This window comes from Rossellomorea sp. H136 (assembly GCF_056838065.1).
Genome location: NZ_CM166371.1, coordinates 2,338,105 through 2,364,042, shown reverse-complemented (window position 1 = coordinate 2,364,042; position 25,938 = coordinate 2,338,105). Strand labels below are relative to the sequence as shown.

Annotated in this window: 27 protein-coding genes and 1 riboswitch; of the genes, 13 read left to right on the top strand and 14 right to left on the bottom strand. The window is 38.4% G+C overall.

The features are described 5' to 3' along the window. Positions 1-153 precede the first annotated feature (153 nt). Positions 154-1,230 carry a citrate synthase/methylcitrate synthase gene (locus tag ACYH0O_RS11810; protein ID WP_482632375.1) on the bottom strand — a complete coding sequence of 359 codons (1,077 nt, stop codon included), beginning with the start codon at positions 1,228-1,230 and terminating at the stop codon, positions 154-156. Between the two features lie 115 nt (positions 1,231-1,345). On the opposite strand from ACYH0O_RS11810, the gene ACYH0O_RS11805 reads away from it, so the two are divergent. Next, positions 1,346-2,224 (top strand): LysR family transcriptional regulator, encoded by an 879-nt coding sequence (locus tag ACYH0O_RS11805; protein WP_482632374.1) that lies wholly within the window; start codon positions 1,346-1,348, stop codon positions 2,222-2,224. Between the two features lie 363 nt (positions 2,225-2,587). Here ACYH0O_RS11805 and ACYH0O_RS11800 read toward each other — a convergent pair whose 3' ends face one another. Further along, positions 2,588-3,121 (bottom strand): GNAT family N-acetyltransferase, encoded by a 534-nt coding sequence (locus tag ACYH0O_RS11800; protein ID WP_482632373.1) that lies wholly within the window; start codon positions 3,119-3,121, stop codon positions 2,588-2,590. Positions 3,122-3,517: 396 nt separating this feature from the next. Between ACYH0O_RS11800 and ACYH0O_RS11795 the strand changes: the two genes are divergently transcribed. Continuing rightward, positions 3,518-3,955, top strand: coding sequence for a hypothetical protein (locus ACYH0O_RS11795; protein WP_482632372.1), 438 nt, complete (start codon positions 3,518-3,520; stop codon positions 3,953-3,955). A gap of 78 nt (positions 3,956-4,033) precedes the next feature. Here the strand turns inward: ACYH0O_RS11795 and ACYH0O_RS11790 are convergent, their stop codons facing one another. The 5 genes from ACYH0O_RS11790 to ACYH0O_RS11770 all read right to left on the bottom strand — a co-directional run bounded on the left by ACYH0O_RS11790 (position 4,034) and on the right by ACYH0O_RS11770 (position 6,859). Then, positions 4,034-4,408, bottom strand: a complete 375-nt coding sequence (locus ACYH0O_RS11790) for a nucleotide excision repair endonuclease (RefSeq protein ID WP_482632371.1) — start codon at positions 4,406-4,408, stop codon at positions 4,034-4,036. 244 nt (positions 4,409-4,652) lie between these two features. Then, a complete protein-coding gene (locus ACYH0O_RS11785; RefSeq protein WP_482632370.1) occupies positions 4,653-4,817 on the bottom strand; it encodes a hypothetical protein in 165 nt (54 codons plus the stop codon). Between the two features lie 113 nt (positions 4,818-4,930). Next, positions 4,931-5,161 (bottom strand): hypothetical protein, encoded by a 231-nt coding sequence (locus ACYH0O_RS11780; RefSeq protein WP_482632369.1) that lies wholly within the window; start codon positions 5,159-5,161, stop codon positions 4,931-4,933. A gap of 349 nt (positions 5,162-5,510) precedes the next feature. After that, a complete protein-coding gene (locus ACYH0O_RS11775; RefSeq protein WP_426891435.1) occupies positions 5,511-5,855 on the bottom strand; it encodes a hypothetical protein in 345 nt (114 codons plus the stop codon). Positions 5,856-5,917: 62 nt separating this feature from the next. Then, positions 5,918-6,859, bottom strand: coding sequence for a hypothetical protein (locus ACYH0O_RS11770; RefSeq protein ID WP_482632368.1), 942 nt, complete (start codon positions 6,857-6,859; stop codon positions 5,918-5,920). A gap of 857 nt (positions 6,860-7,716) precedes the next feature. Between ACYH0O_RS11770 and ACYH0O_RS11765 the strand changes: the two genes are divergently transcribed. Further along, positions 7,717-8,265: a kinase gene (locus ACYH0O_RS11765; RefSeq protein WP_482632367.1), complete on the top strand. Its 549-nt coding sequence runs from the start codon at positions 7,717-7,719 to the stop codon at positions 8,263-8,265. A 172-nt stretch (positions 8,266-8,437) separates the two neighbouring features. Here ACYH0O_RS11765 and ACYH0O_RS11760 read toward each other — a convergent pair whose 3' ends face one another. The 3 genes from ACYH0O_RS11760 to ACYH0O_RS11750 form a co-directional block, all read right to left on the bottom strand. Further along, positions 8,438-8,626: a hypothetical protein gene (locus ACYH0O_RS11760; RefSeq protein WP_149155755.1), complete on the bottom strand. Its 189-nt coding sequence runs from the start codon at positions 8,624-8,626 to the stop codon at positions 8,438-8,440. Positions 8,627-8,782: 156 nt separating this feature from the next. Further along, complete coding sequence (locus ACYH0O_RS11755) at positions 8,783-8,989, bottom strand: hypothetical protein (protein ID WP_149155754.1); 207 nt, start codon at positions 8,987-8,989, stop codon at positions 8,783-8,785. A gap of 132 nt (positions 8,990-9,121) precedes the next feature. Beyond that, positions 9,122-10,207 carry a hypothetical protein gene (locus ACYH0O_RS11750; protein ID WP_482632366.1) on the bottom strand — a complete coding sequence of 362 codons (1,086 nt, stop codon included), beginning with the start codon at positions 10,205-10,207 and terminating at the stop codon, positions 9,122-9,124. Between the two features lie 162 nt (positions 10,208-10,369). On the opposite strand from ACYH0O_RS11750, the gene ACYH0O_RS11745 reads away from it, so the two are divergent. The 7 genes from ACYH0O_RS11745 (at position 10,370) to ACYH0O_RS11715 (ending at position 18,881) form a co-directional block, all read left to right on the top strand. After that, positions 10,370-12,283 carry a hypothetical protein gene (locus tag ACYH0O_RS11745; RefSeq protein WP_482632365.1) on the top strand — a complete coding sequence of 638 codons (1,914 nt, stop codon included), beginning with the start codon at positions 10,370-10,372 and terminating at the stop codon, positions 12,281-12,283. A 92-nt stretch (positions 12,284-12,375) separates the two neighbouring features. After that, on the top strand, positions 12,376-13,032 hold the full coding sequence (locus ACYH0O_RS11740; protein WP_149155751.1) for a PIG-L deacetylase family protein: 657 nt from the start codon (positions 12,376-12,378) through the stop codon (positions 13,030-13,032). Further along, positions 13,029-14,363, top strand: coding sequence for a glycosyltransferase family 4 protein (locus ACYH0O_RS11735; RefSeq protein WP_482632364.1), 1,335 nt, complete (start codon positions 13,029-13,031; stop codon positions 14,361-14,363). Before ACYH0O_RS11740 ends, ACYH0O_RS11735 begins: the two co-directional genes overlap by 4 nt. Next, on the top strand, positions 14,363-15,541 hold the full coding sequence (locus tag ACYH0O_RS11730; RefSeq protein WP_149155749.1) for a carboxylate--amine ligase: 1,179 nt from the start codon (positions 14,363-14,365) through the stop codon (positions 15,539-15,541). Before ACYH0O_RS11735 ends, ACYH0O_RS11730 begins: the two co-directional genes overlap by 1 nt. A 2-nt stretch (positions 15,542-15,543) precedes the next feature. Then, entirely contained in the window at positions 15,544-16,605 is a 1,062-nt protein-coding gene (locus ACYH0O_RS11725) for a phosphotransferase (protein ID WP_482632363.1), read from the top strand. Between the two features lie 29 nt (positions 16,606-16,634). Continuing rightward, entirely contained in the window at positions 16,635-17,906 is a 1,272-nt protein-coding gene (locus ACYH0O_RS11720) for a glycosyltransferase family 4 protein (protein WP_482632550.1), read from the top strand. Between the two features lie 48 nt (positions 17,907-17,954). Continuing rightward, positions 17,955-18,881, top strand: coding sequence for an NAD-dependent epimerase/dehydratase family protein (locus ACYH0O_RS11715; RefSeq protein ID WP_482632362.1), 927 nt, complete (start codon positions 17,955-17,957; stop codon positions 18,879-18,881). Between the two features lie 102 nt (positions 18,882-18,983). Here the strand turns inward: ACYH0O_RS11715 and ACYH0O_RS11710 are convergent, their stop codons facing one another. Then, positions 18,984-20,381: a protoporphyrinogen oxidase gene (locus ACYH0O_RS11710; protein ID WP_482632361.1), complete on the bottom strand. Its 1,398-nt coding sequence runs from the start codon at positions 20,379-20,381 to the stop codon at positions 18,984-18,986. Between the two features lie 236 nt (positions 20,382-20,617). Further along, positions 20,618-20,725, top strand: a riboswitch (SAM riboswitch). 108 nt (positions 20,726-20,833) lie between these two features. Here ACYH0O_RS11710 and ACYH0O_RS11705 point away from each other — a divergent pair. After that, positions 20,834-21,049 carry a Fur-regulated basic protein FbpA gene (locus ACYH0O_RS11705; RefSeq protein WP_149155745.1) on the top strand — a complete coding sequence of 72 codons (216 nt, stop codon included), beginning with the start codon at positions 20,834-20,836 and terminating at the stop codon, positions 21,047-21,049. Positions 21,050-21,209: 160 nt separating this feature from the next. Here ACYH0O_RS11705 and spoIIP read toward each other — a convergent pair whose 3' ends face one another. The 3 genes from spoIIP to ACYH0O_RS11690 form a co-directional block, all read right to left on the bottom strand. Beyond that, on the bottom strand, positions 21,210-22,376 hold the full coding sequence (gene spoIIP / locus ACYH0O_RS11700; protein ID WP_482632360.1) for a stage II sporulation protein P: 1,167 nt from the start codon (positions 22,374-22,376) through the stop codon (positions 21,210-21,212). A 96-nt stretch (positions 22,377-22,472) separates the two neighbouring features. Beyond that, positions 22,473-22,946 (bottom strand): DUF2975 domain-containing protein, encoded by a 474-nt coding sequence (locus ACYH0O_RS11695; protein ID WP_426891444.1) that lies wholly within the window; start codon positions 22,944-22,946, stop codon positions 22,473-22,475. 140 nt (positions 22,947-23,086) lie between these two features. Then, complete coding sequence (locus ACYH0O_RS11690) at positions 23,087-24,562, bottom strand: flavin monoamine oxidase family protein (RefSeq protein WP_482632359.1); 1,476 nt, start codon at positions 24,560-24,562, stop codon at positions 23,087-23,089. Between the two features lie 204 nt (positions 24,563-24,766). Between ACYH0O_RS11690 and ACYH0O_RS11685 the strand changes: the two genes are divergently transcribed. Both ACYH0O_RS11685 and ACYH0O_RS11680 read left to right on the top strand, forming a co-directional pair. Further along, positions 24,767-25,003 carry a hypothetical protein gene (locus tag ACYH0O_RS11685; protein ID WP_149155742.1) on the top strand — a complete coding sequence of 79 codons (237 nt, stop codon included), beginning with the start codon at positions 24,767-24,769 and terminating at the stop codon, positions 25,001-25,003. Positions 25,004-25,103: 100 nt separating this feature from the next. Further along, complete coding sequence (locus tag ACYH0O_RS11680; RefSeq protein WP_482632358.1) at positions 25,104-25,865, top strand: AAA family ATPase; 762 nt, start codon at positions 25,104-25,106, stop codon at positions 25,863-25,865. Positions 25,866-25,938 lie beyond the last annotated feature (73 nt).

Genomic DNA, 25,938 nt, shown 5'->3' with positions numbered 1-25,938 from the left:
TTTTTCAACTCAGAGCGTATTTCTATGCTAATTATAATGTGTTTTACTTTACCAATCTGGTTGGTAAAACCAGTGTTATTTAATATACTATTTGTAATTTTGCACTTCGAAACCAAACCCGTTAAATGTAAACATGTAGGATCATTAGCTATTTCAATTTCCTATATATTCTGACTGAGGTCTGTATATTGTATTGTTTTCAGCCTGCTCCATTACATGTGCCGTCCATCCAACGATTCGACTGGCTGTAAATGTCGGTGTGAAGAGATCTGATTGAAGATTGATCGATTTCATAATGGCAGCTGCATAAAACTCTACATTTGTGTATAGCGATCTCCCCGGCTTAATTTCAGCTAAAAGTTCAATCGCCTTCTTCTCCACATAAAGTGCAAGATCCAAAGACTGATCTCCCCCCTTATTTTCTAACAGGGTATTTCTTAAAGTAATGGCTCTGGGGTCATGAGTCTTATACACCCGATGGCCAAACCCCATCAACTTATCCCCATTCAGCAATTTTCTTCTGATGATACTTTCGGCTTTTTCAGCTGTACCTATTTCGTTCAGTAAATCAATGACTCCGGATGGTGCTCCTCCGTGAAGTGGACCTTTCATTGTCCCTATGGCTGCAGTGACGGCAGAAACCAGATCGGATTCCGTTGAGGCCGTAACTCTTGCAGAGAAAGCAGAAGCATTCATCCCATGCTCAAGTGTCAGTACCATATATGATTCCAATGCATCCGCAACTGCCTTAGACGGAATCTTTCCGGTTAACATATAGAGATAATTTTCCACATGGTTCAGCTGTGAATTCGGATCAACTGCAGGTTTTTCTAATATCATATTGAATCGGTAGGCAATAATAGAAGGAATAACGGCCGTTAACCTCATTGCCTGTTCAATTGTTGGTCTCCAATTGTATTCTGGTCCTCCCTCAGAGGAGATAACGGTTCTTAATACACTCATCATGTCCATTCCTTCTGGTAGAGAATGAAGGATGTCCTTCATTACAGGTGTCAGGAATCGATTAGTACTCAGTTTCTTTTTGATAACCACTGCATCCTCCTTCGTTGGAAGATGCCCATACCATAATAAGAAAGCAGCTTCTTCAAATGACAGATCCTTAAGTTCCCCGATTTCATATCCTCTATAGATGAGCACACCCTCCTTTCCATCGATATGACTGATTGTTGTTTGTGCTGCTATAATTCCTTTCAATCCTTCACTAAACATTCGTTTCATCCCCTTTTCCTTTATTACAATTATTGTATAATGAATTTATAATTAAGAAAATTAAATATATTTAATTCAATTGATTACATATATTAATAAGGATAGGGTGGGAAAAGTGGATTTGAATGTGGTGAAAACGTTTATTACAGCAGCTGAATTCAATCACTTCAGGAAAGCAGCTGAGCGATTATATATATCACAGCCGACCGTTACGGTACATATTAAACAACTTGAAAAGGAACTGGGAGTTATCCTATTTGAGAGAGTTGGGAAGAAAATCAAACTGACAGAAGCGGGAAGGTCCTATTTACAGCATGCTAAGAGATTGATCGAGATTTATGAAGAAGGAATCTCTGATCTTCAATCCTTTAGTCAGGGATATACGACAACACTTAAAATGGCTATATCCCCCTTGATTGCTGATAATGTATTACCTTTTGTTTTAAAACAATATTTAGAAACTCATCCCCAGGTTGAGATTTCGGTTGAAATTATTGAATCTGCTGAAATTGAGAAGGCTGTTTTAGAGGAAAGAGTCGACATTGGACTTTCCTGCCTTCCTTGCTATAGTCCTGAACTTGAACATACTCTGTTGTTTTCAGATAAAGTCATTTTGGTGGCTCCTCATGATGGACGGGATTTCGAATCAGCCCCACCTTTGGAAGAAGAAGAGTTATTAGCATCGAATTACTTATTGACCCACAATCACCCTGCTTATTGGGATGATCTTTGTTATACAATAAAGCAATTCTATCCAAAAACCAGGATGATGAGGGTTTCACAAACACATATTACGAAACGATTCATCGCAGAAGGCCTTGGCGTTTCCTATCTTCCCTCGTCTACAGTCAGGAGAGAGCTGCTGGAAGGAAGACTCTTAGAGGTTGAAACGAAAGCTTTTCCCATGCCAGAAGCAAAAACCTTTGCCATTACAAAGTATCAACATAAAGTACAAAAGGAATTTTTGCGTTTCTTGTCTCAATTCAGGGTGTGAAAAAGGGATGATATGATCACTAATTAGCGATCATGTCATCCCTTTTTTAGTTAATTTTAATAGCTCCATTCTTTTGATTACCTCTTTTGCAAAAGACCCGTCAATAAATCCAAAGTGCCAAATATGTTTTCAGAATCAACTTTATCAATCATCTTTCTAATTTCTACAGGTTCTAATGAACGGAATACATTCTTTAATCTTTCTTTTGTATAACCTAGTCCACCCATAAGTGAGGGGAGTGCGTGTGAATGAGAATGAATAAACATTACATCTATTACAATAATGTATCAAGAAATGAGAAAGATTGATCTTACTTCGGCCTTTTTCTGTTCAACTATTTGAAGTTTAAGAGAATTTATCTTCTCATGCTCTTTCTCCTAAATGCTTCTCCATCCTGATATCTGACCACATTTTATTATTCCAATAGGTAAAGTCAGCTATTCTAGCAATTTCTTGATACCCCAACTGTTGATAAAGCTTATAAGCGCGGGTATTAAACTCAAACACACCCAATTCAATTCTTGTAAGTCCTTTCCTTTTTATCTCTTCTTCTAAATATTGGATAGCCTTAATACCTATGCCCTTACCACGACCATTCTCTTCACCTATTGTAATCCCTATCCAAGCTGTTCCGGGTGCTCTTTTGTGAAGATGGCTTGGGTCGACCGTGTAATTCATTTCTCCCACAAGCTTGTCATCTGTATAAATAAGATAAATGTGGTGGGTGTCCAATCGGTTTTTGAAATCTTCTAAAGTCATCTGACAACGTTGTTCCAGCTCCTTCTTATTTTTATTTGGGCGAATTAATGGAATTAAGTCTGGATTGTTTTCCCAACGATTTAAAGCTTCAACAATTATAAGGTTTGGTTCGATTACCTCTGAAAAATGAATAGTCATTATTTTCCCTTTCTACTCTCAAATATTTTAAATACTTAATTAATAATACCATTTTAAACATCGCTCATTCCAATAACCTATCTCTTTAGTCGAATGTATCACTTTAATTCTGAATAAATCAGATACATTCAGGAATGTTTGGTTTATCAATGGTGTACGGGAAATAACAATATCATATTTTAGAAAATTTGTTTTTAATAGTCTTCTTATTATTGTGTAAGGATATAATACCCACTTGGTCTCATACTCGTCTCAATTACACCTTAGCCCTGATGCCTTCCCTTAATAGGCTAATTCTACAGCACTACCTGCAGTTAACTACCTGTTCTATTGAAGCCCAACCTCCAATATGTATAACTATGACCATATATAGGCATATACCAAGGAGGTACTTCTATGAACGGATCCATCAATCCCATTAAGCTGAACGAAGTCATTAAGTATGAAGATCTTTTTCATGAAGCTTTTAAGGGGACACCCTTAAAAGCAGGACGGGTGGCATTAATTACGTACTGGATAAAGCCTGGGAATTCATTTATTACGTATGACCTCCATGATCAAGATAAGAAGTTTGTGAATATAGAAGATGCTCCTTCCCCGCCGTCGATACAGCGGGAAGAGCTTAGTTTTCGGTCGATTTTTGAGTTAAATCAGTCAGTGGATATTGAAATTGCAGGAGTGAAGAGACCATCTGTCATAGTAACAATCAACATCGCTTGGTCGGATGATGGATGTACGGTTTCTTATGGAGTGACGGATCGCACTAATACGACATATTATGGGGTTCGAGAAGTGTTGTTGGTTAGATGGAATCCGGAATTTGTGATTAGGTGATAACTACTACCTGATGATATACATTTTCAACCAAAAAGGAACCAGCGTCTATTTTGTGACAATGGTTCCTTTTTAATATTATTTATAGAAAACTTTATCTATGTTATATTTCGCTTGGAGCTTATTGATAATATATGTTTCGTAAATGTCACGATCCATAGCATCTTCTACAATAGCCACATCGATTCGGTAGATTTCGCCTCTGTGGTTACGTAGTGGTGATACGGTATCTTCAAGATGTTTCTTGACTCTTTGTCTTAGTTTTCGTGCTTTCCCAACGAAGAGAAGTTCGTCGTTGATGTTGTAAAACAAGATGATGCCACCCTTGTCTCTTGGGATTTCGTGAAGATCGATAAACCCTTGGATACTTTTGATCTTCGGTTCTTCTGAATCTCTAGGTTGTTTACGTTCCGTTATGGAAATATCCGCATGTGGGATTTCAATTTTTATCATGAATGGTCACGTCCTTTGTTTGCTGTAAGAAGTAATGGTAACACATATTAGTTTGAATTACTATACAACGTAGCACTTACAATAAAATAAGAAAGTCTCTTCTCTCTTATACATATATCTGAGTCCAATTCGATTATTAAACGTCTGTTTCATATTTTTAAAACACAAAGAAATTATTATACAATTAATCGTGAGTTCGTGATTATATATATCTTCGAAGTCGTCGTCAACAATGAAGTCCAAATCATGGGATTGGATGAGTTTCTCTTGTTATAACAGGTTTTCTATTTTCTACTATTTTTATTTCATAAAGATTGTTCATTATATCGCAGCTCCCACGGTCAAGTGATAGCTGAATGAATTTGCCATTATGGAATTGTTTAGTTTTTGTTTTGCTTTCTAATTTCATTGTATGTTCATCCTATTTTGTATATGGAATAAGTATGTCAAGATGCTGCTTTAGGTTTGCAACTGTGAATCGCTTAATATATTTAATTCAAGTATTATCCAACAAGGAGTGAACTATGCGTTAGAGCCGTTCATATTTATTGTAATAAGCATTTTTGCGATATTCGGCTGTGCGCTTTTGCTAAGTTTTCCTCTCTCTTTTTGAATGATATAGACTCCATCCATTTCCGACTTAGGATATGTCAACGCTAATACTTTATATAATAGATTTAAACTCTCAGTATCTTTAGATGTCATTCGGCGGCTGGTAACCGCGATAAAGTCAATATCAATGAAATTATTCACATTCGCATCCAACTAGATGGAACCGTGTAATACAAGCCTTCTATCGTATTTGGCAACTATTTATTAAATGCATTATGTAGTTATTTACAACGTTTGGACAACCCTTGGTACTCTTGCTATTGAATCTCTCCCCCCTTTAAAATATTTATTGTACATTGTCCTCATTATTATCAATCTCTAATTTATGCTTTAAGTATCAATTGCAGTGAAAGATCATCACTCAGTCAATATATTAACAATCCATTATTGTGTAAGGTAAATCAAGAATTGAAAATAATAGGAACAGTATAAAAAAAGCGCAGACCTCCACATATCCGGTCTGCGCCCTCTAGATAGTTATTTCCTTTTATTAATTTAGCTTTAACATTGTTAATCCGGCACTATTAGTTGGAGTATTATCCACATTACCAATGAGGTTATCTGCCGTATGCCCAATATTTCTAAGTTCTACTTTTCCTCCTGCTGGTATAGTAACAATCGCTTCTCCATTAACTTGAAAAATGGAATCCAGGGTCACAGGAGCACTTGTAAAGATGCCTAGTTGGTTACCATACCTGCTGGATGTTACAATTGAACCATTCAAGAATAATGCGTACGCTCCTCCTCTACTAAATCCTGTTTTACCACTAGTAAATACAATGTTATAGTTTATTTTGTAGTCTCCTTCGTTTACTACGATTATCGAGGTTCCCAAATGAATAAAGTCCCCAGCAGTACTGATGCCAGTATGGTTAAAAGAAACAGGTTGGTCAGGTATTATGAGATCTCCGCCAATTCTATACACATTACAGTACTTACTATTGCATGTGCATTCCCCTCGAGGTCCTTGTTCACCTTGAAGCCCTTGTTCACCTTGAGGCCCTTGTTCACCTCGAGGTCCTTGTTCACCTTGAAGCCCTTGTTCACCTTGAGGCCCTTGTTCTCCTTGAAGCCCTTGTTCGCCTTGAAGCCCTTGTTCACCTCGAGGTCCTTGTTCACCTTGAAGCCCTTGTTCACCTTGAGGCCCTTGTTCGCCTTGAAGCCCTTGTTCCCCTTGAAGCCCTTGTTCACCTTGAGGCCCTTGTTCGCCTTGAGGTCCTTGTACCCCTTGAAGCCCTTGTTCGCCTTGAAGCCCTTGTTCCCCTTGAAGCCCTTGTTCGCCTTGAGGCCCTTGTTCACCTTGAGGCCCTTGTTCGCCTCGAAACCCTTGTTCACCTTGAGGCCCTTGTTCCCCTTGAGGCCCTTGTTCGCCTTGAGGCCCTTGTACCCCTTGAAGCCCTTGTTCGCCTTGAGGCCCTTGTTCACCTTGAAGCCCTTGTTCGCCTTGAAGCCCTTGTTCCCCTTGAGGCCCTTGTTCCCCTTGAAGCCCTTGTTCCCCTTGAAGCCCTTGTTCCCCTTGAGGCCCTTGTTCCCCTTGAAGCCCTTGTTCCCCTTGAGGCCCTTGTTCCCCTTGAAGCCCTTGTTCACCTTGAAGCCCTTGTTCGCCTCGAGGCCCTTGTTCCCCTTGAGGCCCTTGTTCGCCTTGAGGCCCTTGTTCGCCTTGAAGCCCTTGTTCGCCTTGAAGCCCTTGTTCTCCTTGAGGCCCTTGTTCACCTTGAGGCCCTTGTTCACCTTGAAGCCCTTGTTCGCCTCGAGGCCCTTGTTCGCCTTGAGGCCCTTGTTCACCTTGAGGCCCTTGTTCCCCTTGAAGCCCTTGTTCGCTTTGAAATACTTGGACATCTTGGGGTTCTAACTCTTTTTGAGGTACTCGCTTTCCGCGTTTTTTGATTTTCTCGCTTTTTTTCTTACACTCATTATGCTTGTCATCATATTCGTCTTTCTTGGATTTCTTATGCTTGTCTTTCTTATCATGACCTCTTTTAGATCCCAATTTACTCACCTACTTTTCATATATCAATATTTTAATCCTATTAATCAAATGATGAATAACTAAACAGAATTACTATAGTTTATGTAAAATATGAATAGTACGTGTAGACAAACATCCTGTGCTTCTATAATTAAACAATAGTCTATAGTATTGGAAGAATACTATTATATGGTAGCCTTTGTTAAGAAAGCTGCAGGCTATATGATGATAAACCGGGTTTTGAAATATCAATACCAAAGAGTATAGTTCATTCCTTCGGCTTTATTGTTCTTTAATAGAGAAAGTGAATAGCATAATTTCAACACCTTACTTTTTAGTTATCGTTAGTTATTCTTTGAGTTATTGGAGTTACCGGAATTGCTGCTGCCCTTTGGTCCAATTTCTTGATAGAACTTTTTGTCATTGGTTCTTGCCGTTTTTTCTCCTCCTTTTCATCCCGCTTCTTTTAACTCATTTTGCTGTTGGCCCTGTTGTTACAACTCATAATTCCTTCTTAAATTCATAAATTACGCAGTTCACATTTCAAGCGCACACTGATTGACTGAACCCCTGGATCTAATGTTACAAAACAACACACTTTGCTAAGAAAGCATTATTTCAAACCAAGTTCTATGAAATTTCAGCATATTGCTCGGTTACAAAACTGAATCTATTTCCATACAATATAGAAATAGTGAAAGCCTACCATGTAAAGGAGTGATGATCATTGGAGAACTTTTTTAACGGGAAAATCTCAAAGAAAGACCTGGAAGCCTTAGAAATGATTGGTGATGGGAAAGATGGGGAAATCTACAAGGTAGCAGAGGACAAAGTTGTTAAGTACTTCTTTAAGGAAGAAACACATCAACGGGAACTAGAAGCGATGAAAATAGGGCAGACTTCGTCCATTATGCCTCGTCTTTATGAATTTGGTGACAATTACATTGTCATGGAGTTTGTTCAAGGAATATCCCTTGCCCGTCATATGAAACGATACGGCCATATTGACGAAGAAATGACTAAAAAAATTTTATTCGTCTTAGAAGAATTTAAACGATTAGGCTTTTCTCGGTGGGATACGGAGGTTCGCCATATGTTAATGGATGAAAATGGTGAATTCAAAGTGATTGATCACAAGCGAGCATTTACATCCGACTCACCTGTTCCAACGAAGTTGTTAAAAGGAATGAAAAAATTCGGTTTAACAGGAGAGTTCTTGGAAAATGTAAAGAATTTAAATCCTGAGCTCCATGATGCTTGGAAGAAGCATAAGTAGTTCCATACATGATGAAGTTCCTCACTAAAATATCATAGAAACAAGAACGTTCTTTCCTGTAATCAATAAGGAAAGAATGTTTTATTAAAGGTTTTAGGACAAGCCCTGAAATCAAAAAAAGGATAGTACTCCGATATAAAGTACTATCCCTAGAATTTATTAATAAAAATGATTATACTTTTTTCACCGTTACCCTGTCCAAGTGAGTGAATAAAACGTCACCATCACCATTAGACCATACTAAATAGTGATCTTCAGCTTTAATAAATGTCCCGTCGCAGTCTATTTTTTCTGCCCCCGAAATAACCTCGATTTTGTCACCAAGCTTGAGTACTTTATTAAGTTTATCGGAAAATCCCATAATGCCTCCTCCTTTCTCTTTTATGATTCAACAGTCTATATATTTATATTAAAAAATATGAAATTTGATAGGGCTATTACCTATCATTTTCATTTTTTCTCCATAAAAAAATGACTGGATTGCCTCCAGTCACTTTTTGTTTCTAAATAATGTTAACTAAACTTTACGAACGGTAACATTATTTAAGTTAGACGTGTTCATATGGCCGTCATCATCAGCCCATACAACGAAGTTATCGCTTGCGTAAACATATGAACCCTCTTCGATTTCTTCGTCACCAGATAGGACCTCGATTTTATCACCTAGAGATAAAATTTTATTAAGAAAATCAGCCATACTTCCATCTTTGAACAAATTTGACATTATGTTTCCTCCTTTCGGTGTTTACTCTATTTTTATGCTGAACCGTTAAATGCGTAAAGGCAGATAACTAGATTTCATAAAAATATTTCGATTTAGTCATTTACTAGATTAATTATTCCTTATCTCAAGCAGTTAGTTGATAGGTGTATGATCCGAGTCATCTTCTGGAGAGCTTTCCTCCATAATGAATGTTTCCTCCTGGTTTTCGGACTCTTCAACTACATCAATGCCTTCATCATCTATTAGTGAAGAGGCAAGGCTCTCCTCCGGTGTTTTGATGTCTAGTTCTTCCTTTAACACCTCATGTGAGTCACTTTTGATTTCGAAACTTATTTCTTCAATGCCTGGGTCCGGCTCTTTTTCCTCAGATTGATCTTCATCTGTTTCCAATTGCTGAGTGTACTCCTCTTCCTCTTCTGAATCGTTAGAGGAATCTTCAACGATCAAATTGATTACCTTTTCTTTTTCATCAAATGAACCGGGTATGGAGTCTACTCCTTCACCACCAGAAGAATCAAGAATTTCTACAGTGAAACTCTCATTTTCAGTTGTTTCATTGTCCTCGTGTACTTGTTGAAGAATTAGATTCTCCTGGGAACTTCCCTCAGTCTCATGTTCTTCATTTTCAAGCTTTACGAAGTTCAGCAGTTTTTCATTAACGTCGGAATGTTCATTCTTTACATCCTTTTTCCTTGAACTTTTTTCTTTCTTTTCCCCTTTATCTTTTTTCTTCTTATCATTTTGGTTATCACGTTTATATTTAGAATTATTTTTGTCCTTGTGTTTCTGGTTTTTCTTTCTCTTGCTGCCAATTTTCCTTACACTGATCGGACCGCATAAATCTGTGAAATTGACATTTGCATCATTATCCATCCAAATGAGAATGTTGTCGAACGCTGCCACAAATGTTCCTCCGCTGTCAATCATTTCATCCTCAAAGAAAACTTCAAGATGATCTCCAAGCTGGAACATTGAATTCAACACCCCTTCTACTGATTTACAGGGGAGGTCGTCAAAATCCTGATTCGAACAATCCTTTTCATGATTGTGTGCACAGTTCACATCTGTTTCGGGAATATCTTGATTGCCTGATTTTTCTTGCTTACCGGCGTCTCCTAAGCACAACTCATCTTGCTCATCAGGATCTCCCTCACAATGCTCTTCATCGTCATGATGATCTGAATATCTTCTCGTGTAATCATCATACTCTTCTACCATAGGTTTTCCACTCCTTTACATTTTGTCTACAATTCATAATCAATATATGTATGGGAAAAAGGAATGTATAGCCTATTTTTATGGTATTATCCCAAATTCCGCTCACTCTATCCGGGCTTTTGAATAGGTTATTAATAGATACAGAGACGTGGAGTGAAGCACATGCCCAATTGTTATCTTTTTATTAATGAATATATATTGCCAAGGATCTTTTCCTCCTGTTATTACGATGACTTTATGGTCCCTTGTCACAATCAATCCATCTTTGTGAGCTACCAAAAACCAAAAAAAGAATCTGTTACTTCTCCTGTAGAACAGCTGCAAGATGCCCCTTTTCTTGATCAAACTCATGTATCTCAAGTCATTCACAGTATGATGAGCAGCTTGAACGAAACTAATACTCACCATCAATCGACTGAGCGACCTTCTTTCGACATCACTCTAACAACTGAAGATCAACCAAGCATAGTACTTTCTCGAGTTTCTAAACCAAAACACCGTAAAAGACGTGGCAAATGTCCCCGCTTACTATCCCGAGAGGTGCGACCATTCGAAAGATTCAACTATATCGATCCCAACAACAGTATCCCCCAATCAAAATATCAAACAAGCGCACCAACCATACAACATGTACAAAAAAATAATCCATCGAACAGCCAATGTGACCATGACGAAAGTAAAGATGAGCAGGAGAAAATACTAAGAAAAGAGACTAGAAAAGGTAATCATCAAAATGAGCAAAAAACCTATATAAAAAGGCAAGATAATGAACCAGTCAACGATAAGGCTTCTCATGAGGAGAAACAACATGACCTTAAGCAACAAGAAATGAAATCTATGCGTCCCTCCCACTTATTAGGATCAGATGTTACAACACAAACTTACTCAGCCGGCTCGTCAATTGAAGATGGTATTCGTGACATCATTTTGAAAGAAGAAGAAAATTCGAAAGCAGTTTTACATGAAGACCCTTTGGAAGATAAAAAAGATGACCAGCTCTATACCCGCTTAAAGGAAGATGAAGTTGATAAAGATATTTCTAACCAATCATCATTAACCATGGATATATTGGATAACCAATCGAATATATCCATAAACGAAGATATAAATTTAAAATCTACTACTGAATCCAACATCCCAAGCACGATTCCTTCAGCGAAAGATGTGAAATACAAACTAATTCGCTCTTGCGTGAGGGCTAAGAAAATCGTTAATGAAAATAAGAAGTATGCTTCCGAATTCAATTTTGAGATCATTAGCTCGAGTCCACCGGGTAAAGAATTGAAATACAAACTAAATCGGACTGATTTAAGTACTAAAAAAATCATTGATGGAAATAAGAAAAATGCTGATGAAATCAATTTCAACATCTTAAACTCGAGCCTACCAGCTAAAGAAGGAAATAATAAAGTCAAACGTGTAGATCACTCAGCTATAGAATCGGCAGGAGATGAATCAAATTCCCCTACTCCTACTACAGAATTTCACTTTGATATCTTACACTCTGCTTCATCAGTCATAGAAGTGAAAAAGGACGTCAAGCCAACAGACGTTTCTCCTATGAGAGTGAAAAAAAACGAAACAAAATCTACTCCATCTATTAAAAAAGTTCAATCTGATATCTTAAGCTCCAAGTCACCGGGGAATGAAGTGAAATACAAACTAAATCGCACTAATAAACAGGTCAAATACAGTAATTACAAATATAATAATATCGTAAAAGACGAAGTGAAAAGTACTAAAGAGCAGGATTTCGATATCTTACACAACAACAGCCCATTTAAAGAATCAAAATTACAACCATTCCACCAGAAAACTATTAAAAAAGTTAGTAAGCCAGCCTCACCTTCTCTTCTCACCAAGGATAAAGACGACTTCCATACCACGATTTTGAATAAATATTTCACACTTGGTGACAAAATCAATGTATATGCGGGAAGTAAACTACTTGATCAGCAAGGAACATTCTTAACAGCCGGACCTGATTTCTTCATATGGATTGATGGTGATGGATATGTCCGGTTACAAATTATCAGCGGTGGAATTAGTATTGGTCAAACGAAAAAAAATAAATAAGAAACAGACATTAGCCCTGTGCTAGTGTCTGTTTCGACAATATAGAAGGATACATATAGTAATGTAATAGAGATTAAAATGGGGTGAAGGGAATGAAAGAAACTGTATTGGTCATAGCAGCACATCCAGATGATGAACTACTTGGGACAGCTGGTACGCTAAAGAGGTTAGTGGATCAAGGGAATAGAGTCGTCTCGATCATTACAGCAAACGGAAGAAAGGAAGAGGCCCATCACATTCAACAGCTTGCCCGGAAAGCAAACAAAGAGATTGGGATTAAAGAAGTTATTTTTCTGGAGCATCCGAATCTGGAATTAGAAATGATGCCTCTACATCTATTTACTAAGGAAATTGAAAAATTAATTGATATCTATCAGCCTACTAAGATTTTTACCCATCATTACGGCGATTTGAATATCGATCACCAAATTACGTTTCAAGCCGTATTAACAGCAGTTCGTCCTCTACCAAATAGACATCCGATTGAATTGATTACATTTGAAACGGTATCCTCAAGCGAATGGAATATTCAGACAAACGATAAGCAATTTAAACCGAATTATTATGTAGACATTTCATCGGTGATTTTTCAAAAAATTGCTTCCTTAAAACATTACGAAGTGGAAATGCGGGAGTTTCCACATCCACGTTCCTATGAGGGAGTAAAACATTTAGCAAGTGTCCGAGGCATGACGGTTGGGGTACCTTATGCTGAAGCATTTGAAGTTATAAGGAGGGTCTGGAAATGAAAGAACTATTTTTTCCTTATCCTTATCTTGTTTCTGCACTCGATAAATATTATGGAGTTAAGTCAAAACCCATAACGGCAAAAATAAAGGATAAGGGTAAAGATTCTAAACGAAAAAAAGAACGCAAAAAGAAATCAAAGACTAAAAAGATGAAAAGTAAATCTGGCAGTAAGAAATTATCCATTCTGATAGCGACTTTTTGGGACTATCCTCATACGGGTGGTCTTTCCAATTACATTACCACTCTACGAGAGGGCTTGAGGTCTTTAGGTCACAAAGTGGATGTCATTGCTCCGAATCAGTTTTCACAAGTGAATGTAGAAAAGCTGCGTGAGGTGATCGTTCCTGAATTAAAGACTTTCTTTGAGCAACGATACGGATCATACACAAGCAAAATTATACAAAGTAGTCGTTTGCTCTACATCTATGAACAGATGATGAAATCTGTAAAACTGGAAAAATACGATATACTTCATGCTCAGGATTTATTCACAGCCAATATATTAGGGAGATTCAATGAAGATTTAGGTAAACCTCTTCTTTTCACCCCACATGGCATGTTCACCTTTAGCAGGGTCAAATTTAACCGAATTGAAAAAGGGTCAGTAGAAGAAGTGTATTATAAAGAGATTGAGAAAAAAGCGATTGAATACGCGACTCATATGGTCATTTTAAGTGACTCTTTCCGTGATCCATTAAGTTCACTTGGAGCGAAATCTGTAAATCAAACAACCGTTAATACAGGGATTGATTTTAAAACCATTGATCGCGGTAAAACGAGTGGGAAAATTGTGATTTCATGCATCGCAAGACTTGGACCTAGAAAGGGACATTCGGACTTATTTAATGCCCTTTCTCGAATGAATGGAACCGGTAACCAGGTTGAAGTGCAAATTGTCGGGGATGGGGAAATGCGTGAAGCGCTTGAAGCTCAAGTCAAATCGTTAAGACTATCAAACGTTCGATTCTTAGGTAAGCGCGATGATGTCCCTGCCATACTAAGCAAAACAGATATATTTGTTCTTCCAACCGTCAATGACAACCTTCCCATTTCCATTATTGAAGCCATGCATAGCGGTGCAGCGATCCTGACAACTAATTGCGGTGGTATTACGGAAATCGTTCATCATAATGAAACCGGAATCATTGTTGAGCCAGGCAATGTCAGCCAGTTAGCAACTCAACTCAAACACTTGATCGGAAATGAAGCATTGAGAAAGAAACTGGGCGGCAATGCGTATCAATATGCCAAAAATCATCTCACTCGGGAAGCCATGGTTAACAAGATTGAAGGGGTTTACCAAAATCTAATAGTTTCGGGGGATGAATAATGTTGTCATCACATCCAGCTGTTGTCCTTGATTTAAGCGCTAATGGAGTTGGCATCATTCATGCCCTTTCCCGAAAAGGCATTGATGTATATGCATTTGATACAGAAGGTCCCTATTCAAAGGGAAAATCAAGACTTGCAACATGTGGGGTATGTCCAAGCCCCTTAAACCAAGAAGCAGAGCTGCTGTCTTTTTTAAAAGGAATAGCGATGAATCTTGATAAGAAGCCTGTGCTCTACGCAGGTGCAGATGATTATGTTGTCTTCATCTCAAAATATAGGAACGAATTATCCGAGTACTACCTGTTTTTATATCCTGATCACTCTTTAATTATGGATTTATTAGATAAAAAGAAGACCTATGAATTAGCATTGGAATATAATGTCCCAACAGCCAAAACCTTTTTTGTGGAAAATTTAGAGCAACTTGATGAAGCGATTACTCAATTAGAATTCCCATGTATTTTAAAGCCTGTGTTCGGACATGAATTCAGAAAACATGTAAATAAGAAAGCCATTCATATTCAAGACGCCATCCAATTAAAGAGAATCTATCCTATTTATCGCAAGTTCGGTGAGCTTATTATTCAGGAAATCATTCCCGGAGACAACCAATGCTTCTATAAAGTGGCCACATTTTTCGATGAGGATATGGAATTACTTGCCCTTTTCACTCTCCAAAAAAACCACCAATTTCCTGCAGAATTCGGAACGGGAGCACATATCGTGAGCAAACGAATACCTGATCTGGTTGATGTGGGTGTTCCGCTATTGAAAGAGTTGGGACTAAAAGGAGTAAGTATGATCGAATATAAAAAAGATCCACGGGATGGGCAATATAAGCTCATTGAAATCAATCCCAGGTTCTGGCTGACCCATAGTTTAACCGGTCACTCAGGAGTTGATTTCGCCCTTCAATATTACCTGTATCTTACAGGTCAATGCCCATCTCCAAAACTGCAGCAAATTGACGGGGTTCAATGGATTTACCTTGTACGTTACTTCCTTACCTTCCTTGAAAAAAGAAAAAATGGGGAAATGAGCTTAAAAGACTTCTTTTATGGGCTCAGAGGAAAAAAGGTATTCGCTCTTCTTGCCTCTGATGACCCTATGCCATTTATCAGGAGTACCATATCTCACCTGCGGAATGCGTGGAAAAGAAAACGAAGGAGTGATTGAATATGTATACACCACAAGAACTGAATTCTATGCTTCATAAACACCGAATAGAAGAAAAACTCTCTACGTCCCTTGGGAATAAAGTGACTATCCAGGCTACATCAATTCAAAACCTTAAATCAACAAAAAGAAGCAGCATTTATAAGCTTCAGCTACAAACACACACAGACACCTTCCCTATCATTTTTAAAATCTACCATTCTACCAAATACAAAAATGAAGTCGAGATTAATGTCTACAGTCATGCTTACCCATTTTTAAAAGAATTTCTTCCTGAAATCTACTTAATCGAGAAACATGGAAGTGATACATGGGTGTTCATGGAGTTCGTTCGGCAAATTCGTGGACAGCTGACCTTTACACCCAAGCATTTTGATTATATTATCCCAACCCTTGCTAAACTTCACGCCAACACGTACGAAGAAAATTTCATGAAAGAAAAAAACACTTTTCAAAATTGGTTTCCCATTTACAACTCGGTAAAAATGAAAAGCGACCGGGAAAAATTCATATCAAATACAATGACTTTTCTAGACAATGCCAAGAAGGATAAACAATTGAAGGACATCATCAAACCACATTATAAATCACTAAAAAACTTATACAGTAAAGGTCCTGACTTCTTTCCGGAACTATTGGCAAGCGGCTCCTCCATTACTCATGGAGATCTCCATATGCAGAATATCTGTTCTAAAGATGTCAGCAAAAATGAACCATGGGCGATTCAATTCATCGATTGGGAATCAGCCAAATATTCCCCAACATGGTTTGACATGATTGTCCTGGTAGAAATTTTACTAGGTTTTCGGAAGGATTGGCAAAGCAATGCAGAAGAAATTCGTACTCATGCGGTCGACGTATACACCAATGAAATGAAGAAATATGGAATCGAGTTTAAAACCAAACCCATTCAATTATACAAAATGGCGTACCTTCAACGAACCCTCGAAAAAGGATTACACACTCAGCTGAGACGTATCTTTGACAACCGTGGAGGTGAGCTTCTTCCCTACCATTTAGAAAAAATATCAACCTGGGGAAGTGAACTGGGAATCTATAAATAGATACGAAAGGATGAGAAAACTTGAGTCGAATGCCCCCTTTCAACATTCACCCCTCTCTTCTTGCCATCATGGATCAGTATTATGATGTGGAAAGAGACTTTAAGGAGTCTCTCACTCTCCAACCATTCGGTCAGAAGACAAAAGGCTGTGATTCATCAAAGCCGATGAAAATCTTATACGTTACATTCTTTCAATACCCTCATACAGGTGGTTTGTCTCATTACATCACTTCTATAAAAAACGGATTTGAAGAGCTTGGCCATAGTGTAGATGTACTAGCGCCTAACCACATGACTTCAGAACAGCTTGAAGAATGGATTCCCCAAGCTGCCTCTGCAGCCCGTAAGTTTATGAATAGATGCTACGGAAAAGTTAATGAAAAAATCGTCAAAAATCTTAGTTTCCTTCATGTATTTGAACTCTTTCTCAAAGGAAAAAATCTCCAGCAATATGACATCATACACGCTCAAGACCTATTTGCCATCTTCATCTTGGGACATTTGAACCGAACCTACCAAAAACCTTTACTCTTTACGCCACACGGATTCTTTACGAAAAGTCGCTTGAAATTCAATAAAATGCAGAAAGATTCCATCGAAGAAGCTTACTTTACTGAACTTGAGAAAGTAGGCATTAAAGCAAGTACTGAAATCGTTATGATTTCAGATTCCTTTCGACCTAACTTAATGGATTTCGGTGCAAAAGATGAAAGGATGGTCACCGTTCATACGGGCATCGATTTCAAATCACTTCCTCATGAAAATCATGAAAACATTATCCTGACGTGTGTCTCCCGACTGTCCCCACGCAAAGGTCATGAATTTCTCTTGGAAGCATTGTCCAAGATTCGTGAATACCTGACTAATGTAGAAGTATGGATTGTCGGAGATGGTGTCATGAAGGAAAAACTGATTGAACAAGCGAAAGAACTCAAGCTAAATAACGTGATCTTTTTTGGGAAACGACACGATATACCCCATATTCTTTCGATGTCGGACATCTATGTATTAGCAACTGTGAATGACAACTTTCCCCTATCCGTCATGGAAGCAATGTTTTCCAGGCAAGCGGTCATCTCCACCACATGTGGCGGTATCCCGGAAATGGTTCAACATGAAGAAACAGGCATTCTTTGTGAACCTGGTAACGTCGAACAGCTGGCACATGCGATAAAGCGTTTCATAACAAATAAGGAAGAACGTCATAGGTTTGCTAACGCTGCTGAATCTTATGCTCGTCAACACTTAACCAGCCAGGTTATGACTAGAAAAATTGAACAGATCTATCAAACATATTTATGAAGAAAGGAGACTCATCATGAGGGAGAATGAACTGATCCACGATTATACATGAAGATTTTAGTTACAGGCGGTGCCGGATTTATCGGCTCACAACTCATAGATTTACTGCTCGCTGAAGGCCACACCCCAATTATTCTAGACAACTTCTCTAATGGCAGGGAGGAAAACGTGCCAAGTGGAGTCAAAATATATAGAAAAAATCTATTATCCGATGAAATTGAAAGAATTTTCAAAAAAGAAAAACCCGACATCGTTATGCACCTCGCTGCCCAAGTGAGCGTAGCTAAATCACTGGAAAATCCTGCAGAAGATGCGGCAGTCAATGTATTAGGAACCGTAAAGTTGTTGGAGTACAGCACCAGATACGGTGTAAAAAAATTCATCTTCTCCTCTTCCAGTGCAGTATATGGTTATACAAATGAGGTGATTCATGAAGGGAGTTCTACAAGTCCGATTTCCTTCTACGGTACCTCAAAATTAGTATCAGAAACCTATATCAAACTATTTAATAAGCTCTATGATCTTCCGTACACTATTTTGCGCTACGCCAATGTGTACGGACCGAGGCAAAGATGCGATGGTGAAGGCGGAGTTATAAGCATTTTTATTGAGCAACTATTAAACAATGAAACACCAATCATTTTTGGGGATGGAAGCCAGACTCGGGACTTTGTTTACGTAGAGGACGTAGCCCGGGCAAACCTTCTTGCCATCACAAACGCTGACGACCAAGTCATCAATATCGGCACCAACACGCAAACAACAGTCAACCTACTCTACACCTTACTTTCAAACCAACTCCACTCTTCGCAACAGCCAAACTACGAAGCGAAACGGGAAGGAGACATTTTACACAGTTACCTCTCAAATTCGAAAGCTCTACACCATCTAAATTGGGAACCTCAATATGATCTGAACTCAGGTTTAGAGAATACCATTGAATATTTCAAAAAGAAAATGGAGAATGACGAATGATTTAATAACTCGTGCAAACACAAAGGAAAAGAGCTTGGAAAATTCCAAACTCTTTTTCTTTATTCTTTATCTCTCCTTTTCTAAAAAATGAAGTAAAAGTAATCAAACTTTCTCCTTTAAATCATCTATAATCCATTCTGCGGTCTTCTTCCCGTTTTGAATACACGCGCCAATGCCCACTCCAAAGTATGAAGCACCTGCCAGCTTCACACGTGGAAGTTCGGTTGCAAGATTTTTATTTAACCATTGCACGGACTGACTGTGCTCAAGATGATAGTTTGGCATTAGGTCTTTCCAGTTCGTTACTTCCACAGAAACCGGATCTCCGTCTATGCCGACACTTTTTCTGATATCTTCAAGTGCTGTCCTCACAAGTTCTGCCTCGCTATACTCTTTCAACTCATTGTAATGAGGGTTTGTACTTTTATAAAAAAGTCTCAATAAAAGGTTTTGATTATTGGACGTATGCTTCCACTTCCGACTCGTCCACGTGCATGCATCACATTTCACATCTCTGCCATTTGATACGATAAAGCCTGTACCATCTGCAGGAAGTTCCTCATCTGGAATGTTAAATCCAAGGTAAATCGAAATAAGTGATGAGTTTTTCAATTTGTTAAAATCAGGTTCAAGTTTTTCATGAGTCAGAATCTTCTGGGTTACGTCATGAGGTGTTGCAAATACCACATAATCCGCTTGAATTCTACCACGGCCATTAAGAGTCAGCTCATATTTATCTCCATTCTTGTGTAGCTTAGTTGTTTCTACCCCCTTTAAAATTGTCCCACTGAAACATTTTTCTTCTAAACGTTCAATGAGGGTTGATAAACCATTTTTAAACGAGATGAATTTTTTATTGGATGCCCCCTGGAATTTTTGCTTATTTGCAGATAAACCTTTAATGATACTGCCGTAATCATTTTTATATTCAAGTAAGTATGGGAGTGTCGAAGCCATTGTGAGCTTATGCAAATTTCCAGAGTATACCCCTGATAGTACTGGAGCTACCTGCTTCTCAACAAGTTCCTTACCCAGGAATGCTTCTAGAAATTCACCGATGGAACTTTCTTTTGTAAATCGCGTGTTTTCCGTTTCAAAGTCTTTAAGAGCGTCAATCTTCCCTTCCTCTGACACCAGAGTGCTATTTTTAAGAGACTCAACGGACATGGGAATTCCGAAAATCGTGTCTTGGGGAATCTTGTGTAATTCGCCATTTGTGTATATGTATGATGTGCCTGTTTCATTATAGACGAGTTCCTCTTGAAGTTGAAGTTCCTCAACTAAAGACAGAACCCCTTCATTTCGAACTACGATGGAATCTGCTCCTGCTTCCATAATGAATTCGCCTTCTCTTATGGTTCTAATTTTGCCGCCGAGCTGCCGATCTCGCTCGATTAGGATTAACTCGATATCTATTTCTCGTTCCATGGACATTTTTTGAAGATGGTACAGAGCTGTTAATCCCGTAATTCCTCCACCTACGACAACCACTGTCTTCATACGTTTCACTCCAATAATTGCGTTTATGTATACAGATTATCATGTTTTTTGTTGATAAGAAAAAGATTCTGTGTCTGAAATGGTAAAAAATATAGGAATGAAGGTTAGTTCCACATTTATATTCCAGGTTTCAATCCCCCCTTCTATCCTATAATCTTTATCGAACACTTAATTCCCAGTTGACAACTATGAATACTTATATATATAATATAAGAAATCCATGACAACTATATAACCACTTATCCAGAGAGGTATAGGGACTGGCCCGATGATGCCTCAGCAACAGATTCTACATCATAGAACACTGTGCTAATTCCACAAGCATTTCGCTTGGAAGATGAGTTGAAGTTTGATACATAAAGCCTTCTTCTTATCTACTACTAGGAAGAGGGCTCTTTTTAATAAATGAGCCACTTCCTTTATTCGTATACTAATAAGAGGAGTGATCAAAAATGGGGGAAATCCTTCAGGAAGCAATTCATAATCGAAGAAATGAGTTAATAAACAAGTTAATTGTCCACAACATTTTCAAAAAAGGAGACAAACAATTATTCGAATTGACGCTGCAAGAACTTGAGGACGAATACAAATATCTTCAAAAGGAATGCCATCCACATAGCGATGTTGGGTCCATTCATTGGAGAAATTGTGGGAAATTAAGCAGTTAAAAAAGCAGCGATCCAAGGAAGTGGATTGCTGCTTCCTTATTTTATTTGGGGTTTCGTTGGAGGAAGAAAACTAGTTCATATTGTGGCCGTTACGGGAACCTCTCTCCTCGGGAACAAAAAAAAGACGTCCACCACACGGCATACGTCTTATCTCTGTCACTTATTGTGCATTCACCTCTACAGCATCCTTCTGGTGATACTCTGCAAAGATCTCTGCAAAAGCTTCTGTAGAGTTATACAATTCCACTAAATTGTTTTCCACTCCACCAAACTCAAGCAACATGGCTCTCTCGGTTAGGTCCTGATTGTAGACCCCGTTACCTTCAGCTTTTGTTTTGATGAAGACTCCCCGGCTGATGCCAGGATATTTTCCTTCCAGTTTAGCATTCAAATCCTTTGCGATCTTAAGGTTCTTTTCAAAGTTTTTGTTTTCTTTCCCTACGATAAAAAACAAGCGTGCGTAGTTTTTACCGTTAATGGTTTTGGTAGTGATGTTTCGTGGCTGTGAATCCCGATGGATATCAATCAGGTATGTTAAGTCATCGTTTTGGGCGATGGCTTCTTGTACTAGCCCCCTTGATAACTGATAGGATTCAAAATATGTCCATGACTTGTCTTTGAGTGCTTTGTTTACATCTGTCTTATCCTGAACCGCTCCAATACCCCGTGCTTCAAGCTCTTGTTTTAATTTGGATCCGACAGCAATGACGTTCACCTTTTCGTTAGTACTCGCTGGATCTTTCGAATCGTTATTCTTAATCAGCGGGCTAAACGCTTCCCAACTGTGTGAATGATAGATGTAGACAGATTTTTCATCAATCTCTTGAACTCCGTCTCCCGAGTTATTGTTTGCCTGATCGATTTGACTCTGATCGATTTCCTGATCTTTCAACTGATCTTCTGTAGGAGCCGGTGATTCATTTGGGAGGTTCGTAATGTCTGTCCCTTTCCCCGCAACGGCTATGTGAGTATGATAATTTTCGATTCCTGGGATTTCCCGTCCAAATAAACTTCGTGGATCAAGAAGTGAAACATTCGTGACGCTTTCCAACCAATCAAAATCACTGTTTAATTCCGCCTCGTTTGTAACTCGCAATCCTGTCATTTCCTGTGACAACAACATAAGAAACGTTTCCTTCGGTACTAGTTCCGACATCGATGAATACAGTAAACTATCCACCCTCAATTTAATGGCTGTTGACGAGATCAACCATACGGTCAAGTACATGAAGATAATACCGATCAATACTACCCGAATGATGGCCTTCATAGAGACGAATACTAGTGGGACTAAGCTATTGTTGTTTCGAGACTTATACGACATCATCAGTACCCCTATATAAAGTATTTAATAGTTAACTTTATGCAGGGGGTTGATAGAGTAGAAGGTTTTTTCCGGGATTCGGTCGGATTTCCTAGTTCCTCATACCGTGAAGTCATTTTCAGATTTTAGTTTAAGTGCATTTCGTAGTAATTCTTGAAGGACTGCTGCGAAAATCGAAATGGTGACAGACGCAAAGCTGATTATGATCCCAACCATAGCAATACCCGGATGAAGAGCATTTTGGATTAGTAGAAACACCATACCTGCCACATAAATGGCAGTAATCAGTAAGGCATACAGTTTTATTCGGTGAAGAGCCACTATTGCTTTCGCTGAAAAAGCGTTCTCTTCAATAAACTTTAAAAGCTTAAAAGCTTGATACAGCGCTAAATTAAATGGAACCACAGTTAAGTATAACCCTATTAGAATCGGCCATTTCAAATAAGCGAATTCCGGAAATAGATCAGCCGAATGCTTTGCCATGGTTGGCAACCAGACAACACAAAGTATGAATACAATCGCTCCTATTGCCATTACTGCCCCTTTTAGAAAAATCGTCGTTCCTCGTTTCATATCACACCTCTGATACCATGTTTTTCTAAATTATATAATGAGATTTATTGTTTTCCAATAAAATATTATTGATTTTATATTCTCTATTAAAAAACTCCTATACAAACAAACGCATGAGCAAACCCATACTTATTAAACCCTTATCTGCTATTCACTTCATTGGCTGCCCTCACCGCCGACTCTATCGCCCCTTCAATCCAACCATGAAAAGAGGACGTGTGCTCTCCGGCAAAATGAATTTTGCCTTCAGGTTTCTTGATATAATCCCCGATATCAATTGCCTGACCAGGGGTATAAAGGGTAAAACATCCTGCAGAGAATGGGTTTTTACTCCAGTTGTAGACTACAAAGTTCAGCATTTCTGTATACACCTGTTCACCATATATTTTAAAGAGGTCTTCTAAAACTTCTTTGATGATTTCTTCTTTTGATTTGCTGTTCCATAAGAGTGCATTCTGTCCCCAGCTGTAACTCGCTAACATGACCCCCGGTTTGTTGCTACCCTTGTCGTGACTCGGCATAAAAGTAAAGCGTGTAGGGAGATCTGACACGATGTTTCCGTAATTCAAATCTTCCCAGAAGCGACGACGAAATTCGATTCCTATTTTCACGGATGGAACATTCGTTACTTCCCGAATCGCCTGCCACTTTTTGAAGGATATTGATTCATAAGGTATGACATCGATATACTGGAAGACAGTAAAAGGGATGGTTACTATGACATAATCGGCATTGTATTCCTGAACCAATCCGTCTACGCAATCTACTGCCCGAACGCTTACACCGCCATCGGATTGAATAATGTGGGTCACTTTTTGATTCAGTAGAATATGTGTCCCAAGCTCTTGGACAAATCCATAAGGTAAGTGGTCGTTTCCTCCCTTTATTTGATAAAATTTTGTTTGTTTCCTGAATATAGGAAAAATGATGTCTTTTAATATGTCGACGAACGAGAATTCAGGGAATCCTTCTATTCCGAGAATGACATTGATTTTTCGGATGGCATTAAAGGATAATGATTTACCGTATGGGTTATTTGCTAGAAATTGTCCCATAGAATAGCCAGAGTATTTTTTTATTAATTTTTGCTGTTCCTCATAGTCACTGTTTCTATATAATTCGATAAAGGGGCTGGTTGCTTCAAGGAATAATTCTGAAGCTGTTTTTCCCCTTTCTTTTTCTGGTAAAGGATACTGTAGAATGTCTGGATTTTTTTCGTATTGTTCTCTTGTTGTCAGGATATTGTTTACTAATAGTAAATCTCTCGGAGAATTATTGATGAATTCTTGATAGGGCAGATTGAATTTTCTGATATACTCGAACACTAACTTGTGGTTATCGGGAATCCTCATGGCTCCCAGATCCAAATAATTACCGGGTGTGAATGGCTTGCGAACTGTATATACCCTGCCTCCGATTCGTTTATTTCCTTCTAATATCGTTACGTCATGCCCGGCATTTTTCAGTAGAGAAGCTGCGACTAAACCACTCATTCCTGCTCCAATGATGATCACTTTTTTAGACTTAGTTGGATTTAATCCATTCCGGATAATGGCCAGCATATCGTCTGGATAGTTCAATTTGGAGGGGTCACTTCTTGAAAGTTGATTTACCATCTCATCACCCACCTCCCTTTTTCTTACATCATATGACGTCAAGAAAGGGGGTATACGTATGATATCTGTGACAAAGAGCTCATTTCCAGTCACTTTCAGAACAAACGTTTCTATTTATACGTTTATATGTTATAATTTAGTTTCATTGGGTCTACGAGACTGTATTTAGTCAATCCCTCGAGCAGTAGAAGGGAGACATGTTATATGTCACTAGAAAATATCGTAACCATGCTCAAGACTCTTAAGGAATTCAAGGATAGTGAGATTGTTCATACGATATCAAGTCATGATCACTCACCTGTTATGACCGTTACCTACCAGTTGGACAGGGATTGTTTTCAAATCACATATATGGATTCAATGAAAGTTGAAGAGTTTACAGACATTCGCCTTTTGGCTACAACGATAGAAAGTGTTGTTCTTCTCGAACCTTCAAGATAGGATTATTAAATGGAATGCCATTACGTAAATAGTGATGGCATTTTTTTATACCCGGATTCTGTTTAATTATGCTAACCTATAGATAAAAAGGAGGGACATAATGTCTTTATTTTCTCAGCCTTATATTCGAAAAGTGTCACTTCATAGGGAAAACGTTCCTTCCTTTCATTCGTATCCTTTTCATATTCCGAGTATTCGGAGCCTGACAGACCTCTCCCTTCACCCCAATGTTACATTTATTGTGGGGGAAAATGGAATGGGGAAATCAACTCTTCTTGAGGCCATTGCAATGGCCATTGGTTTTAATCCTGAAGGAGGTACGCTGAACTTTTCATTCTCCACGTATGATTCATATTCGAATCTCAATAAGTACTTGAAAATTGTGAGAGGTGTCGATCGACCTAAGGACGGTTTTTTCTTGAGAGCAGAAAGCTTTTACAATGTTGCGACGAATATTGAAGAAATGGATCAGCAGCCCTCTTTAGGGCCACGAGTGATTGACTCATTTGGAGGGAAATCACTTCACGAGCAATCACACGGAGAAGCCTTTTTCTCAACCTTTATGAATCGTTTTCGAGGGAAAGGGATTTACATCCTGGATGAGCCCGAAGCTGCACTCTCCCCCTTAAGGCAGTTATCCATGCTCTCCAGGATACATGAACTTGTGAATGATGACTCCCAGTTCATTATTGCCACTCACTCACCCATTCTGATGGCATACCCTTCTTCTTCCCTGATTGAATTAACAGAAGAAGGTTTACTAGACTCATCATTGGAAGATACGAGTCATTATAAGATTATGAAGCAATTTTTTGATGACCGGGAACGAATGATCTATCATTTATTAAGAGAAGAAGACTGAAGGTGGAATAGGATTAATTCAGGATTAATAAAGCATTCCCTTATTAATAAAATCGAGCTTAAAACTAATTCCA

Coding starts and splice junctions, on each gene's coding strand:
- ACYH0O_RS11680 (WP_482632358.1), top strand. CDS start 25,104: ATGTCTTTATTTTCTCAGCCTTATATTCGAAAAGTGTCACTTCATAGG.
- ACYH0O_RS11685 (WP_149155742.1), top strand. CDS start 24,767: ATGTCACTAGAAAATATCGTAACCATGCTCAAGACTCTTAAGGAATTC.
- ACYH0O_RS11785 (WP_482632370.1), bottom strand. CDS start 4,817: ATGAAATTAGAAAGCAAAACAAAAACTAAACAATTCCATAATGGCAAA.
- ACYH0O_RS11740 (WP_149155751.1), top strand. CDS start 12,376: ATGAAAGAAACTGTATTGGTCATAGCAGCACATCCAGATGATGAACTA.
- ACYH0O_RS11705 (WP_149155745.1), top strand. CDS start 20,834: ATGGGGGAAATCCTTCAGGAAGCAATTCATAATCGAAGAAATGAGTTA.
- ACYH0O_RS11760 (WP_149155755.1), bottom strand. CDS start 8,626: ATGGGATTTTCCGATAAACTTAATAAAGTACTCAAGCTTGGTGACAAA.
- ACYH0O_RS11725 (WP_482632363.1), top strand. CDS start 15,544: ATGTATACACCACAAGAACTGAATTCTATGCTTCATAAACACCGAATA.
- ACYH0O_RS11710 (WP_482632361.1), bottom strand. CDS start 20,381: ATGAAGACAGTGGTTGTCGTAGGTGGAGGAATTACGGGATTAACAGCT.
- ACYH0O_RS11735 (WP_482632364.1), top strand. CDS start 13,029: ATGAAAGAACTATTTTTTCCTTATCCTTATCTTGTTTCTGCACTCGAT.
- ACYH0O_RS11755 (WP_149155754.1), bottom strand. CDS start 8,989: ATGTCAAATTTGTTCAAAGATGGAAGTATGGCTGATTTTCTTAATAAA.
- ACYH0O_RS11800 (WP_482632373.1), bottom strand. CDS start 3,121: ATGACTATTCATTTTTCAGAGGTAATCGAACCAAACCTTATAATTGTT.
- ACYH0O_RS11720 (WP_482632550.1), top strand. CDS start 16,635: ATGCCCCCTTTCAACATTCACCCCTCTCTTCTTGCCATCATGGATCAG.
- ACYH0O_RS11730 (WP_149155749.1), top strand. CDS start 14,363: ATGTTGTCATCACATCCAGCTGTTGTCCTTGATTTAAGCGCTAATGGA.
- ACYH0O_RS11750 (WP_482632366.1), bottom strand. CDS start 10,207: ATGGTAGAAGAGTATGATGATTACACGAGAAGATATTCAGATCATCAT.
- ACYH0O_RS11690 (WP_482632359.1), bottom strand. CDS start 24,562: ATGGTAAATCAACTTTCAAGAAGTGACCCCTCCAAATTGAACTATCCA.
- ACYH0O_RS11715 (WP_482632362.1), top strand. CDS start 17,955: ATGAAGATTTTAGTTACAGGCGGTGCCGGATTTATCGGCTCACAACTC.
- ACYH0O_RS11770 (WP_482632368.1), bottom strand. CDS start 6,859: ATGTCCAAGTATTTCAAAGCGAACAAGGGCTTCAAGGGGAACAAGGGC.
- ACYH0O_RS11795 (WP_482632372.1), top strand. CDS start 3,518: ATGAACGGATCCATCAATCCCATTAAGCTGAACGAAGTCATTAAGTAT.
- ACYH0O_RS11810 (WP_482632375.1), bottom strand. CDS start 1,230: ATGTTTAGTGAAGGATTGAAAGGAATTATAGCAGCACAAACAACAATC.
- spoIIP (WP_482632360.1), bottom strand. CDS start 22,376: ATGATGTCGTATAAGTCTCGAAACAACAATAGCTTAGTCCCACTAGTA.
- ACYH0O_RS11695 (WP_426891444.1), bottom strand. CDS start 22,946: ATGAAACGAGGAACGACGATTTTTCTAAAAGGGGCAGTAATGGCAATA.
- ACYH0O_RS11790 (WP_482632371.1), bottom strand. CDS start 4,408: ATGATAAAAATTGAAATCCCACATGCGGATATTTCCATAACGGAACGT.
- ACYH0O_RS11745 (WP_482632365.1), top strand. CDS start 10,370: ATGCCCAATTGTTATCTTTTTATTAATGAATATATATTGCCAAGGATC.